The following is a 12648-nucleotide window of genomic DNA, read 5'->3' on the forward strand; positions in this document are numbered from 1 at the left end:
GGCTGGCATCAGGGCGCATCGTGGAAAAACAGTTCAAGGCCGATGCGCGTGCCTTTGCGCACGCGGCTGACGGCATGCTTGAGGTTGACGCGGTAATAGCCCTTGGAACCGTGAAAGGGGCGTTCCCCCGTGGCGATGATGGCGACGTCGCCGAAACCGAGCGGCGCCACCAGCGGACGCGATTGCATGCGCGGGCGCTGCTCCGTCATCACGAACTCGCCGCCCTGGAAGCCGTCTCCCGGCTCGGACAGGAGCGCGACCGCCTGCATGGGGAAGACCTGTCCGCCTGTATTGCGCTGGTGCAGCGCGATGTAGTCTTCGACGCCGAGCCGGCTCAGGTGCGATTGCGCCCGGGTCTGGCCGGCGTCGCGGTTGCGCTGAAGAAAATCTTCCAGCTCATCGGGATAGCGCGCGCGCACGTCCAGAAGCTCGTTCCAGCGATTGGCGTGTACGACGAGCCGACGGTACAGCGCCGAGCGCCATTGCTCCAGCGGCGGCGGGATGCCGGCATCGAAGTAATACAGGTCGCCGCGCCCCAGGCCGGCGGATGCCAGGCTCACCCGCCGGGCGTCTGGCGCGTCGGCTTGCCGCGCCAGACTGCGCGCCGGTTCCGCGCCCAGCAGTCCTGGCAGCACGGCATAGCCTTCGGCGTCGAGCTGCGATCCGATGTCCGGCCAATCCAGGCGGTCCAGGCTGGTTTCGAGGGCGGTCATGCCGCTGTGATGCATAGGGTCCTCATCAATGGTCGCAAGCGTGCGCGGCATCATGCCGCGTCATGAAAAATGATGCCCAAGGTGTGGCGCCGGCCGCTGCGCACGCGGCTCACGCCATGCCGCATGGCGACCTTGCGCGGCCCGCGCGCGCCCGCCGCGGGCCGTTGATTGACGGTGAACACCACCGCGTCGCCCTGGCCCAGCGTCACGACGTCGGCGCGCTGGCTTCTGGCCGCAAGCTCGGTCATGACGAATTCGCCGCCGGTGAAATCCTTGCCCGGCACGGCCAGCAGGATGGCGACCTGCAGCGGAAACACATGTTCGCCATAGAGATCCTGGTGCAGGCAGTTGTAGTCGCCCTCGCCGTACTGGAGCATCAATGGCGTTGGACGCGTCTGGCCGGCCCGGTGGCAGCGTTGCAGGTAGGCGTCCAGTTCGGGCGGGTACTGCGAATCCGCGCGCAGCCGCTGGTTCCAGCGGTTGGCGATCGGCGCCAGCCGGGCATAGAGCGCGTGGCGCAATTGATCGAGCAGCGGCGGCAAGGGGTAGGCGAAGTACTTGTACTCGCCGCGGCCGAAGCCATGCCGCGCCATGACGATGCGCGAGCGAAAGCGCGCTTCATCCGGGTAGAGGGCGGCGAGGGCGCGGCATTGTGCGGGCGTCAGCAGTCCGGGCAGCACGGCGTTGCCGTGGGCATCGAGCGCTTGCTCCACGTTCTGCCAGTCATAGTCGGCTGCTGCTGTCATGTCCTTGTCTCCGCTTGCCGCGGCGCGCATGCCCGGTCCTCCCCGTGATTACAGGCGAGGCCAGTGTAGAAATCCACCGCCTTTTTGAAACTCCGTTTGTTGCGCTTGCTTCCCCCAAAACAAAAAACGCCGCGGATGGCGGCGTCTTCAGGCGGGCAGGAACCGTCGCGGCTCAGAGGCGCGAATAAGCCTGCTCCAGTTCGCGGTGCAACTGGTCGGCGAAATCCTCGCGCGCGGGATCCAGCTGCGACAGCAGGCGGGCCAGCACGACGTTGTCTTCCTCGCCGTTCCAGATCTTGATGTAGGTGCCTTCCTTGTAGCCATGCTGCTGGCGGAAGATGTTCAGCACGTTCTTGGACACGTATTGCGTGTAGGCGTCGTTCCAGCTCATCTCGCAGGACGTCATGGTCTGTTCCAGGACCTTGAAGCTGGCGCGTCCGCACACGGCCAGGCCGCCGATCAGCTCCAGCAGTTCGGGCACGTTCAACTGGTCCAGCGCATGGGTCTTGCCGTCCAGGGCGACCGAGGCCGGGCCGGACAGGTCCGCGACCAGCGCGTCGGCGGCGGCGCCGATGTCGCCGCGGGACTGGACGATGGTGTGCGACAGATAGAAGTGCAGGATGTCCACCAGCTCCATCTGCACTTGCGGCAGGTCGATGGTCTGCTTCTTCCACCATTTCCAGCCGTAGTGTTCCAGCGCTTCGGCGGATTCGACGAAGGCGGCGCGCAGGAAGCGGGCTCCGCCGTTGACCCAGTCCGGATTGATCATGCTGTTCAAGTGGCCCTGCAGCTTCAGCATCGTGGCCGCCTGGGCCTGGTTCAATCCGACTACGTTATTCACTTTCACTCCGTGGTTCATGGGTCTTTCGACAGCGGCGGAAATGTTAGCACCATTACCCGCGGGGGCCGTGCCGCCGTGATGCCGGAATCAGGCGTCGCCGTCCTTGCGGTAGGAAGAGCGCTTGAGCGGAGGCAGCGGCGTCTTGCCGCGCGGATTGCGCGCGTTGCGGGCCGCCTTGAACAGCATCATGGCAAAGAAGAACAGGAAGACGGCGGGCATGGCCTCGTCCAGGTCGAACCCGGGGCCGCGCAGGGCTTCGAAGATGATGCGCGCCCCGGCCCAGCCGGCCAGGATGCCGCCCACCGTCAGGATGACGCCGATCTTGCGCTGGGTGGCTTGGCGGGCCATCGATACCTCGGCGGCATCGGTCTGGCCCGGGGCCGCGGGCGGCGCTTGCCGCGATTGCAGGGGCGGCGGGGCCGGCTTGCCCCAGGGCGCGCCGGATAGCGTTTCAGACGGAGAAGCGGGGGGCGGGGGCGGCGGAGCTGCCGGGCGGGATTGCGCCCGCTTGTCGGGAACCTGTCCCGGCGATGCGCCGCCGGCGCGCGTCAGGTTTTCGACGTAGCGCGCGAAATCGCCATTCCTGGGTTCCCCATCTATGGCCATTGCCCCTCTCTCCGGTTCAGTTGCCGCGGCGTTGGCGTGCCGGGACCCGGCGCTTGCGCAGCATGGCTATCAACAGCCCGCATCCTAGCAGTACCGAGAGGCCCGCGCCGATCATCATGGCAATCTGTTGCGCATTGTCCGCCGTACCCAGGCTGCGCGCGGTGATATAGCCCGGGGCCAGCATCAGCGGCATCCAGAGGATGGCCGAGGCGACGTTGGCCATCTGGAAGCGGCTGTGCCCCATGCCCATCACGCCGGCGACGGTGGGAATGGTGGAGCGGATGGGGCCGAGAAAGCGGCCGATCAGCACGGAGGCGAAGCCGTAGCGGTAGAAGAACAGGCGTGCGCGCGCCACGCCGCTGCGCTGCTGCTTCAGCGGCCAGCGGCGCAGGATGCCAGGGCCGGCCCAGCGGCCCAGCCAGTAGGACAGGGCGTCGCCCACGATGGCGCCGGCGATGCCCCAGGCGATGATGGCCCAGGGATTCAGGGTGCCCGCGCCGATCAGGCCGCCGGTCAGCAGCATCAGGGCCGTGGCCGGGATGAACAGGCCCAGCAGCACCATGGATTCGCCCAGCGTGAGCAGAAAGGTGATCGGTCCCGCCCAGGCCTGGTTGGCCTCGATGAACATCGCGATCTGGTCGATGTATTGGTCCATATTTACGAAGTTGAAAATTAGCTGAACGCAATCAGGTATGTTAACGCCTGCGGAACTGCCGGTGCACCGTATAGTCCGTCTGGATGAAGCTAATTGTTGGAGAGTTATGGATTCGGTTACGCAGGCGGTACTGGGCGCGGGCATACAGGGCGCCCTCCTGGGGCGGGTGCAGGGGCGGCGGGCGTTGATCTACGGCGCGGCGCTGGCCACGGTGCCGGATCTGGACGTCCTGATGCGCTATCCGGACCCGGTGTCGCTCATGACCTACCACCGCGGCTTCTCGCACTCGGTCTTCGTGCTGACCGGCCTTGCGGTTTTCCTGACCTGGCTGATCCGCAAGTACTGGCCGCAGGCGCCATACAGCGGACGCCGGCTGTTCCTGACCTTATGGCTGGTGCTGGTGACCCATCCCGTGCTGGACTCCTTCACGGTCTACGGGACGCAGCTGTTCTGGCCGCTGGCGCTCATCCCCGAAAGCTGGGCCGCCGTGTTCATCATCGACCCGGTCTATACCGTGCCGTTGCTGCTGGCGGTGTTGTTCGCCATCGGCTTCGGCATGACGCTGACGGCGCGCCGGCTGCTGGCCGCGGCGCTGGTGTTCAGCACGGCCTACCTGGGATTCGGGCTGGCCGCGCGCATCGCCGCCGAGGACCGCGTGCGCGAGGCGATGCAGGCGCAGGGCATTGCGCTGAGCGAACTGCGCGCCGTGCCCATGCCCTTCAACACGCTGGTGTGGCGCGTCATCGCCAAGACGCCCGACGGCCACTATTACGAATCGGTCAGCAGCCTGTTCGACAGCGATCCGCCGGAATGGCTGCGCCAGCCGCTGAACCTGGATGTGGCGCGGGCGCTGGCGGACGTGCCGTTGCACCAGCGCCTGCGCTGGTTCACGGACGACTGGCTGCGCTACGACGTCATCGGCAATGCGTTGGTGGTGACGGACCTGCGCATGGGCATGGCGGGGCATTACACCTTCCGCTTCAAGATGGCCGAACGCGCGGCGGACGGCAACTGGCAGGCGGTGACGCCTTCCATCTGGCCCACCGAGCGCGGCGGTTGGGCCGAACTGAAGCTGGTGCTGGCGCGCATCCTGCATGCGCAGCCGCCCTTGCCGCTGGCGCAGTGGTCGGAGCTGTCGACCAGATAGGAACGTGATTCAGGTTACCGCCGGCGGCCGCGGCAGCGGAGTGCCGGCTTGCTCATAGGCTTCGGCCGCCTGCAGCAGCTGCAGGTCGGCGTGGCAAGGGGCAACCAGCTGCAAGCCTATCGGCAGGCCATCCTGGCCCAGACCGCAAGGCACGCTGACGGCGGGGTGCCCGGTCAGGTTGAACAGCATGGTCCACGGATACCAGTGCGCGCGGATGTCGCCGTACGAGCGCCCGTCGATGTCCATGGTGTCGAATATGTCCGTGCCCAGCGGCAAGGCGGTGCGTGACATGGTCGGCATGGCCAGCAGGTCGGCCTGGCCGAACAGCGCCTGCACCTTGCGGTAGAGCGCGGTGCGGGCAAACATGGCTTCCTGGTATTGCTGGGCGCTGAACGCCGCGGCGGTGGCGATCTGCCGCCGGAAGGTGGGGCTGTAGGCGTCGGGCTCGCGTTCTATCAGTGGCAGGAAGCGGGTGCGCCAGACCGTGTGGTTGATGACGCGCCAGATGGGCTCGACATCGAAGCCCTCGCCGTCGAACGGTTCTACTTCCGCGCCCAGGTCGGCCAGGCGCGCCAGCGCCGCTTCGAATGCGCGGCGCACGTCGGCGGCCACGGGGCGGCCGGGCGGGGCGGCGCAATAGCGGACGCGCTTGCCGCGCAGCATCTCGGGATTGGCCGCCTCGCCGGCGTAGTCGGTCCTGGGTACGCCCAGCGACCACGGATCGCAGTCATGCGGGCCGGCCATGGCCGCCATCATCAGGCGGGTATCGGCCACGGTGCGCGTGGTCGGCGTCACGTAGGTCTGGTTGCCGATGGCGTCCTGCGCCTGGCTGTGCGGTATCGCGCCCAGGCTTTGCTTGAATCCCACCACGCCGTTGCACGCCGCGGGGATGCGGGTGGATCCGCCGCCATCGCTGGCCACCGCAAGCGCCGTGATGCCGGCGGCCGTTGCCGCCGCGGCGCCGCCGCTGGAGCCGCCGCAGGTGCGTTCCAGGTTCCAGGCGTTGCGGGTGTGGCCGAACAGCGGCGAATCCGTCATGGACTTGGAGCCGAATTCCGGCGTCGTGGTCTTGCCGATCAGGACGGCGCCTTGCTGGCGCAGCCGCGCCACGGCCACGGCGTCCTCGGCCGGCACGTTGGCGCTGAACGGCACGGCGCCGAAGGTGGTCCGCACGCCCGCGGTATTGACCAGATCCTTCACCGTGTAGGGCAGGCCATGCAAAAGGCCCGGCGCATCGCCGCGCATCAGCGCGGCCTCGGCAAGCCGGGCCTCGGCCATGGCCTCTTCGGCGCACAGCGTGATGAAACAGTTCAGGACGGGCTGCAGGCTTTCGGCCCGTTCCAGCGAGGCGCGCACCAGCTCGACCGGGGACACTGCCTTGGTCCGGATCAGGCTTGCGGCCTCTACCGCGCTCAAGTCGCAAAGGGAATCGCTCATCGAAGCCACGTTGCGCCTATTCGTCGAAGGAAATGCCGGCGGCCTTGACGATGGGGGCCCAGTGCGCGCGCTCGACGCCGATGCGGCGCTTGGCGCTCTGCGCGTCCTGGGGGTCGACCAGGAAGCCCGCGGTCTGCAGTTTTTGCACCAGCGCCGGCCGTTTGCCGGCGGCGACGAAAGCCTGTTCCAGTTGGGCGATCGTGGCGTCCGGCGTGGCCGCGGGAGCGTACACGCCATACCAGCTGGCGGCATGCTGGTACTGCGGGTAGCCCTGTTCCAGCAGCGTCGGCACATCGGGCAGGGAGGGCAGGCGGCGGCTGCCAGCCACGCCCAGGAATTTCACCTTGCCGGCGTTGTAGAGCGGCAGCATGCTGGCGACGGCGTCCCAGCCCATCGACACTTCACCGCCCGCCACGTCCACCAGCATCGGCGCCGCGCCGCGGTAGAGCACGGGCACGACCTCCAGGCCGTTCTGGCCGCCCATTTCTATCGTGCCCAACTGGCCGGGGCTGCCTTGCGTCGCCAGGCCCAGGGTCGCCTTGGCGCGCGCCTGTTTGGCCCATTGCACGTATTCGGCCATGTTGCCGTAGGGTTGGGCGGCGCCCGTGACGGCGCCGGTGGGCACGTCGGCGACCAGAGCCACCGGGCGCAGGTCATGGTCCGGGTCGTATCCCAGCTTCTTGTAGGTCAGCGGAAAGATCACGAACATCGGCGACGAGCCCAGGTACAGGGTGAGCCCGTCCGCCTTGGCGCGCTTCACCACGTCGAAACCCAGGCGTCCCGATGCGCCGGGACGGTTCTCGACGATGACATTGGCGTAGCCCGCCGTCTGCAACTGTTCGGCGTAGGCGCGGGCCACCGCGTCGGCGGCGCCGCCCGCGGCGTAGCCGACCACCAGGCGCACGAGCTTGTCGCCGCCGGCTGGCTCCTGGGCCATCGCGCTGGGTTGCAGGCCTGCCGTCGTCGCGGCGGCAAGGATGAAGGCGAGAAGTCGGGGGCGGGCTAGCAAGGCGGTCTCCTGTTTGCGCTCTGTTGCTCCTGCGGCCTGGCCGGCCGCGGATCGGCTCATGGCCATGCGCTATGCCGTTATCATCGGTCCGCCCGGGTTTACCGTATAGTGAATTATTCGACTAATGGATTGAGAAAATGGTCAAGCCGCAGCCCATCGAGTCGCTGGCTTCGCGCCTGAAGCTGCGGCATCTGCAGATCGCGCTGGCGTTGCGCGATGCGCCGTCGGCCAAGGAGGTGGCCGCGGCCGCGAACGTGAGCGAGTCCGCGGTCTCCAAAACCTTGGCCGAGCTGGAATCGCAGCTGGGTTTCAAGCTGTTCGAGCGCATCGGCAATGCCAAGCGCCCGACGAAAATGGGCCGCCAGATCCTGCCCATGATGGAGGCCGTGGTGGCGCAATCGCGCGGGCTGGCCCAAGCCGTAACGGACGTACGCAGCGGCCGCCTGGGCGAACTGCGCATCGGCGTGGCGACCGACATGGGCAAACTGACGCTTGCGCCCTTGATCCATGCCTTCAACCAGGCCCAGCCCGGCGTCGCGCTGGATGTGCAGGCCGGTGGATACCGCGCCATGGCGGACCTGTTGCTGGACGACAAGCTGGACGCGCTGGTGTGCTACGACGCGCCCGAGCTGACAGCGCCTGGCCTGGGGCGCTTGCGGCTGGTGCCGCCGCAGCCGCTGGTGGTCGTCGCCAATGCCCGGCTGTCGCCGCTGGCCGCCCGCCGCCGCCTTACGCTGCCGGAGTTGCACGCAGAACCCTGGTGCAAGCCGCGTCCGGGCACGATGATGCACGACAAGCTGACCGCGCTGTTCCTGGGATGCGACCTGGGACTGCCGCCGCGCGGCATTCAGGTAAGTGATCTTTTGCTGACCGATGAATTCGTGCGCACCACGGATTACCTGGTCATGCTGCCGCTGGCGGCGGCCGAGCGCCTGACCGTCGCGGCAGAGGCGGTCATCCTGCCGGTCGAGCTGCGTGAACAGAATCCGCCCACGGTCGTCGTATGGCAACGTGCCGCCGAACGGCAGACTCCGCTGCATCGATTCCTGCAGTTCTGCGAGACGCCGGTTGGCTGAGGCATTCCGTTGATCTACATCGGGGGCTGGCGGCTCCCGCGACCAGGCCCCGGGCGACCCCGGGGCTTTTTCATGCTGTTCCCATATTGACCGCCGTCGAGCCCCGCATTATTCTTGTTCAACTCACAGGAACATAAGTTCCGTTTTATGGAACAAGTATGAGTATTCTCGATGGCGTCCAGCGTGTCCTGGGGCTATACGCGGAAGGCGCGTCGGAGCTGAGCTTCACGGAAGTGGCGGCGCGCCTGTCCATGCCCAAGAGCAGCGCGTCGCGCCTGCTCAACCAGATGCAGCACTACGGCTTGCTCGACCAGGACGCCGCCACGCGCCGCTATCGCGCCGGGACCATGCTGGCCCAGGCGGTGCGCGCCGGCATGGCGGCCACGCCGCTGGACGACGCCTGCCGCGCGGTGCTGGCCCGGCTCTCCGACGATAGTGGCCTGACCGCCTATCTCTCCACCCTGAACCAGCGCGAGACCGTGGTGCTGCAGCGCCTGAACGGCTCGCACCCGGTGCAGGTGCTGTCGCCGCCCGGTTCGCGCCGCGCCGCCTCGGGCACCGCCATGGGCCGGGCGCTGCTGTCGCGCCTGAGCGAAGCCGAGTTCCAGGCGCTCTACGGCGCCGACGCCGACCAGCCGCTGCCCACCGAAGGCCGCGACTGTCCCGCCACGGTCGGCGATCTGGCCCGCCTGGTCGCGCAGACCCGCGCGGACCATTGCGGCGTGGCCATCGACCAGGCCATGCCGGGCATAGGCGCGGTGGCGGCCGCCGTGCGCGACCCCGCCACCGGCGAACTGCGCGGCCTGTGTTTGTCCTTCGTTTCCTTCCAGGCCGATGCCGCCCGCGTCGCGCGCTTGCGCGAGTCGGTGCTGCGGCAGGTGGGGGCGCTGGGCCGCGAACTGAACGATCCCTATTGGCTGGCCTGAACGCTTTCAGGCCCACAGATGCGTCCGCGCCGCCGGACACCCAGAAAATCCCCTTACGGAAATCCTCCACATGAACCTACTGCTCCTCAGCAATTCCAGCAGCGACGCCGGCTATCTGGTCCACGCGCTGCCCGACATCCGCGAACTGATCGCGTCGCTGCCGCAAGGCGCGCCGGCCGTCTTCGTGCCGTACGCTGGCGTCACGCGCGACTGGGACGACTACACCGCGCTGGTGGCGTCGGCCCTGGCGGATACCGGCCTGGACATCCAGGGGCTGCATCGCGCCGAGGATCCCGTGGCCGCGCTGGAAGGCGCCGCGATCATCATCGTGGGCGGCGGCAACACCTTCAACCTGCTGGGCCAGCTGCGCCGCCAGGGCCTGCTGGACGTCGTGGCGCGCCGCGTGCGCGAGGGCGCGGCCTATCTGGGCTGGAGCGCAGGCTCCAACCTGAGCTGCCCCAGCATCTGCACCACCAACGACATGCCCATCACGGACCCGCAAGGCTTCGACGCCCTGGGCTTGCTGTCGTTCCAGATCAATCCGCACTACACCAATGCCCATCCGCCCGGACACCGCGGCGAAACCCGCGCCCAGCGCCTGGCCGAGTTCTGCACGCTGAATCCGCAGATGCCCGTGCTGGGCTTGCCGGAAGGCTCCGCGCTGCGCGTGCGCGGCAATCGAATCGACCTGGTCGGCCCGCACGACGCGCCGCTGTTCCTCGGCAACGAAGAGCCGCGCGTGTTCCGTCCGGGTCCCGTGGAGATCCCGGCATGAAGCACGTCATCGACGCCATCGAACTGCTGTCCTCTGCGCACATCACGGGCGAGGCCGTGGCCGAACAGCTGCGCGCGGCGGGCAACTGTGAAGTCGAAGTGACCCGGCTGGAGCGCGACGGCGCGGCCACCGAATTCCTGTCCATCGTCATTCCGGGCCTCGACGAAACCGCGCCGCAACTCGGCATCGTCGGCCGCCTTGGCGGCATCGGCGCGCGTCCGGCGGTCACCGGCCTGGTGTCCGACAGCGACGGCGCGGTGGTCGCGATTGCCGCGGCGTTCAAGCTGATGGCCATGGCGCGCCAAGGCGACGTCATGCCGGGCACCGTGCGCATCCGCACCCACATCTGCCCGCGCGCCGGCACGCGGCCGCACCATCCGGTGCCGATGATGCGTTCGCCATTCCCGATGCGCGAGATGATGTCGCATGAAGTCGACCCGCGCATGGACGCGATCCTGTCCGTCGACACCACGCGCGGCAACCGCCTGGTCAACAAGCGCGGCGTGGCGCTGACGCCGGTCGCGCGCCAGGGCTATCTGCTGCGCATTCCCGAGACCATGCTGGACGTCATGGGCTGGGTCAGCGGCGAACTGCCGGTGACCTTGCCGCTGACCACGCAGGACATCACGCCTTACGAAAACGGCCTGTGGCACGTGAACTCGTTGATGCAGCCCGCGATCGTCACCGGCGCGCCGGTGGTGGGCGTGGCGCTGACCGCTCAGACCACTGTGCCGGGCTGCGCCACGGGCGTGACCAACGCCGTGGACGCCGACGTCGCCATGCGTTTCTGCATCGAGATCGCCAAGCTCTACGGGCAGGGCGCGATGAGCTTCGTCGACGAAACGGAATGGGCCGCCTTGCAGAGCCGCTACGGTTCGATGGCGCATCTGCAGACCGTGGGCCGCGAAAGCGCGGGCGAGGCATGAGCGCGCAGCCGCGCCGCGTGGCGTTCTTCACCATCGGCCAGTCGCCGCGCAGCGACGTGGTGCCCGAGATGGCCCCGCTTTTGGGCGCGCAGGTGCGCATCGACGAATTCGGCGCGCTCGACGGGCTGGACGCCGCGGGCCTGGCCGCGCTGGCGCCCAAGCCGGGCGAATACCGCTTCGCCACCCGCATGCGCGACGGCTCGCAGATCGAACTGGACGCGGCCGCCGCCGAGGCGCGCTTGGCCGAGGTCATGCGCCAGGCCGATGCCGCGGGCTACGACGTGCTGATGCCGCTGTGCACCGGCACCGCGATCGCGCCGATGCGCACGCTGGTGGTGGAGCCGCAGCAGGTGGTGGACCACCTGGTCGCCGGCCTGGCCGAGCATTGCCGCAAGGTGGGCCTGGTGGTGCCGCTGGAGGCGCAGGTCGATGCCTTCCACATGGTCGTGCCGCTTTCCTGCGAGACCGTGGTTGTGCATGCCTCCCCCTACGAAGCCGACGCGGCCCAGGCCGCACTCAACTTCGAGCGGGCCGGCCGCGAACTCGCGTCCTGCGACCTGATCGTCATGCATTGCATGGGCTACGCCGAGCGCATGCGCCAGGCCGTGGCACAGGCCTCGGGCCGGCCGGTGCTGCTGTCCAACCGCATGGTGGCGCAGACGCTGGCGCAAATACTGGAATAACGCCGCAGGTACCGCTCCGCTACCGGGCCGCGCATGGATGCGCGGCGCGGCGTGGGACGGGCGAGCGGCGAGAGGAGACGAAGCGGGCTTCGTCAATCAATCGTTGGGAGTGTTTTTCATGTTCAGCCGTAATCTGCATCGCGCCGCTGGCGCACTGTTCGCCGTCACAGCCCTGACGGCCGCGCCGGCCTTCGCCGCCGACGCCTGGAAGCCCGCCAAGCCGGTGCGCCTCCTGGTGGGCTTTGCGCCCGGCGGTTCCGCCGATACCCTGGCGCGCCTCCTGGCCGAGCCGCTGTCGCAGCGCCTGGGCCAACCCGTCGTGGTCGAAAACCTGGCCGGCGCAGGCGGCAACATCATGGCGTACCGCCTGGCCCAGTCGCCGGCCGACGGCTACACCATCGGCATCGCCGCCGCCGGTTCCATGGCCATCACCCATGTCCTGAACCCCAAGGGCACCAACTACAAGCCGACGGATTTCACGCCTGTCACGCTGGCCGCGGTGCAGCCCAACGTGGTCATCGTCAACAAGGACGTGCCGGCCAACAATCTGGCCGAGCTGAAGGAATACTTCCAGAAGACGCCGACCGCCACCTACGGCACCGCCGGCGTGGGCATTTCCAACCACCTGATCGCCGAGACCATGCTCTACAAGCTGGGCGTGAAGGTGCCGCACGCCGCCTACCGCGGCGCCGCGCCCGTCATCACCGACCTGCTGGGCGGCCACATCGCCATGACGATGGACAACATCTCCACCGCCGCGCCGCTGGCCTCGCAAGGCAAGGTCAAGGCCATCGCCGTGGCCTCGATCAAGCGCGCGCCGCAGCTGCCCAACGTGCCGACGCTGGACGAGCAGGGCCTGAAGGGCTTCGACATGCCGACCTGGCAAGGCGTGTTCGCGCCCGCCGGGCTGCCCGCCGACGTGCTGGCCGCCTACTACGCGGCCATGCAGGACGTGCTGAAGCAGCCGGCGCTGGTCGAGAAGATGGCCGGCCTGGGTTCCGAGCCGGTCACCGGCATGACGCCCGAGCAGTTCGGCCAGTTCCTGGAGAAGGACCGCCAGCAATGGGCCGATATCGTCAAGGCGGCCAACATCAGCCTGGAACAGTAA

Annotated in this window: 14 protein-coding genes; 7 read left to right on the forward strand and 7 right to left on the reverse strand. The window is 68.2% G+C overall.

Annotated elements, in window-relative coordinates; all coding sequences use genetic code 11:
- Positions 1–8: 8 nt before the first annotated feature.
- The 5 genes from DXK93_RS03110 to DXK93_RS03130 all read right to left on the reverse strand — a co-directional run bounded on the left by DXK93_RS03110 (position 9) and on the right by DXK93_RS03130 (position 3561).
- The gene (locus DXK93_RS03110) at positions 9–713 is read right to left on the reverse strand and encodes a 2OG-Fe(II) oxygenase (RefSeq protein WP_119449371.1); all 705 of its coding nucleotides are present in this window, start codon (positions 711–713) and stop codon (positions 9–11) included.
- Between the two features lie 50 nt (positions 714–763).
- Positions 764–1459 (reverse strand): 2OG-Fe(II) oxygenase, encoded by a 696-nt coding sequence (locus tag DXK93_RS03115; protein WP_119449327.1) that lies wholly within the window; start codon positions 1457–1459, stop codon positions 764–766.
- A gap of 172 nt (positions 1460–1631) precedes the next feature.
- Positions 1632–2318: a dUTPase gene (locus tag DXK93_RS03120; protein ID WP_175162993.1), complete on the reverse strand. Its 687-nt coding sequence runs from the start codon at positions 2316–2318 to the stop codon at positions 1632–1634.
- Positions 2319–2387: 69 nt separating this feature from the next.
- Positions 2388–2906 (reverse strand): hypothetical protein, encoded by a 519-nt coding sequence (locus DXK93_RS03125; RefSeq protein ID WP_119449328.1) that lies wholly within the window; start codon positions 2904–2906, stop codon positions 2388–2390.
- A 16-nt stretch (positions 2907–2922) separates the two neighbouring features.
- Positions 2923–3561, reverse strand: coding sequence for a DedA family protein (locus DXK93_RS03130; protein WP_054455998.1), 639 nt, complete (start codon positions 3559–3561; stop codon positions 2923–2925).
- A 106-nt stretch (positions 3562–3667) separates the two neighbouring features.
- Here DXK93_RS03130 and DXK93_RS03135 point away from each other — a divergent pair, with 106 nt between their 5' ends.
- Positions 3668–4708, forward strand: a complete 1041-nt coding sequence (locus DXK93_RS03135; RefSeq protein WP_054456000.1) for a metal-dependent hydrolase — start codon at positions 3668–3670, stop codon at positions 4706–4708.
- 9 nt (positions 4709–4717) lie between these two features.
- Here the strand turns inward: DXK93_RS03135 and DXK93_RS03140 are convergent, their stop codons facing one another.
- Positions 4718–6145, reverse strand: a complete 1428-nt coding sequence (locus DXK93_RS03140; protein WP_119449329.1) for an amidase — start codon at positions 6143–6145, stop codon at positions 4718–4720.
- Between the two features lie 16 nt (positions 6146–6161).
- Positions 6162–7154 (reverse strand): tripartite tricarboxylate transporter substrate binding protein, encoded by a 993-nt coding sequence (locus DXK93_RS03145; protein WP_119449330.1) that lies wholly within the window; start codon positions 7152–7154, stop codon positions 6162–6164.
- 137 nt (positions 7155–7291) lie between these two features.
- Here DXK93_RS03145 and DXK93_RS03150 point away from each other — a divergent pair, with 137 nt between their 5' ends.
- The 6 genes from DXK93_RS03150 (at position 7292) to DXK93_RS03175 (ending at position 12648) form a co-directional block, all read left to right on the forward strand.
- Positions 7292–8230, forward strand: a complete 939-nt coding sequence (locus tag DXK93_RS03150) for a LysR family transcriptional regulator (protein WP_119449331.1) — start codon at positions 7292–7294, stop codon at positions 8228–8230.
- 158 nt (positions 8231–8388) lie between these two features.
- Positions 8389–9156, forward strand: coding sequence for an IclR family transcriptional regulator (locus DXK93_RS03155; protein ID WP_119449332.1), 768 nt, complete (start codon positions 8389–8391; stop codon positions 9154–9156).
- A gap of 70 nt (positions 9157–9226) precedes the next feature.
- On the forward strand, positions 9227–9931 hold the full coding sequence (pepE, locus tag DXK93_RS03160; RefSeq protein WP_054456008.1) for a dipeptidase PepE: 705 nt from the start codon (positions 9227–9229) through the stop codon (positions 9929–9931).
- Complete coding sequence (locus DXK93_RS03165) at positions 9928–10857, forward strand: DUF1177 domain-containing protein (RefSeq protein WP_054456009.1); 930 nt, start codon at positions 9928–9930, stop codon at positions 10855–10857. Before pepE ends, DXK93_RS03165 begins: the two co-directional genes overlap by 4 nt.
- Complete coding sequence (locus DXK93_RS03170) at positions 10854–11540, forward strand: AroM family protein (RefSeq protein WP_119449333.1); 687 nt, start codon at positions 10854–10856, stop codon at positions 11538–11540. The genes DXK93_RS03165 and DXK93_RS03170 overlap by 4 nt, the downstream gene beginning before the upstream one ends.
- A 118-nt stretch (positions 11541–11658) precedes the next feature.
- Positions 11659–12648, forward strand: a complete 990-nt coding sequence (locus DXK93_RS03175; protein ID WP_054456473.1) for a tripartite tricarboxylate transporter substrate binding protein — start codon at positions 11659–11661, stop codon at positions 12646–12648.

This window comes from Achromobacter sp. K91 (genome assembly GCF_003576205.1).
In the GTDB taxonomy this organism is placed as follows: domain Bacteria; phylum Pseudomonadota; class Gammaproteobacteria; order Burkholderiales; family Burkholderiaceae_B; genus Achromobacter; species Achromobacter aegrifaciens.

What these genes read in the sequence shown, in the direction of transcription:
- DXK93_RS03125 (WP_119449328.1), bottom strand. Translation starts at nt 2,906, where the DNA reads ATGGCCATAGATGGGGAACCCAGGAATGGCGATTTCGCGCGCTACGTC.
- DXK93_RS03110 (WP_119449371.1), bottom strand. Translation starts at nt 713, where the DNA reads ATGACCGCCCTCGAAACCAGCCTGGACCGCCTGGATTGGCCGGACATC.
- DXK93_RS03170 (WP_119449333.1), top strand. Translation starts at nt 10,854, where the DNA reads ATGAGCGCGCAGCCGCGCCGCGTGGCGTTCTTCACCATCGGCCAGTCG.
- DXK93_RS03115 (WP_119449327.1), bottom strand. Translation starts at nt 1,459, where the DNA reads ATGACAGCAGCAGCCGACTATGACTGGCAGAACGTGGAGCAAGCGCTC.
- DXK93_RS03150 (WP_119449331.1), top strand. Translation starts at nt 7,292, where the DNA reads ATGGTCAAGCCGCAGCCCATCGAGTCGCTGGCTTCGCGCCTGAAGCTG.
- DXK93_RS03140 (WP_119449329.1), bottom strand. Translation starts at nt 6,145, where the DNA reads ATGAGCGATTCCCTTTGCGACTTGAGCGCGGTAGAGGCCGCAAGCCTG.
- DXK93_RS03165 (WP_054456009.1), top strand. Translation starts at nt 9,928, where the DNA reads ATGAAGCACGTCATCGACGCCATCGAACTGCTGTCCTCTGCGCACATC.
- DXK93_RS03135 (WP_054456000.1), top strand. Translation starts at nt 3,668, where the DNA reads ATGGATTCGGTTACGCAGGCGGTACTGGGCGCGGGCATACAGGGCGCC.
- DXK93_RS03155 (WP_119449332.1), top strand. Translation starts at nt 8,389, where the DNA reads ATGAGTATTCTCGATGGCGTCCAGCGTGTCCTGGGGCTATACGCGGAA.
- DXK93_RS03130 (WP_054455998.1), bottom strand. Translation starts at nt 3,561, where the DNA reads ATGGACCAATACATCGACCAGATCGCGATGTTCATCGAGGCCAACCAG.
- DXK93_RS03175 (WP_054456473.1), top strand. Translation starts at nt 11,659, where the DNA reads ATGTTCAGCCGTAATCTGCATCGCGCCGCTGGCGCACTGTTCGCCGTC.
- DXK93_RS03120 (WP_175162993.1), bottom strand. Translation starts at nt 2,318, where the DNA reads ATGAACCACGGAGTGAAAGTGAATAACGTAGTCGGATTGAACCAGGCC.
- pepE (WP_054456008.1), top strand. Translation starts at nt 9,227, where the DNA reads ATGAACCTACTGCTCCTCAGCAATTCCAGCAGCGACGCCGGCTATCTG.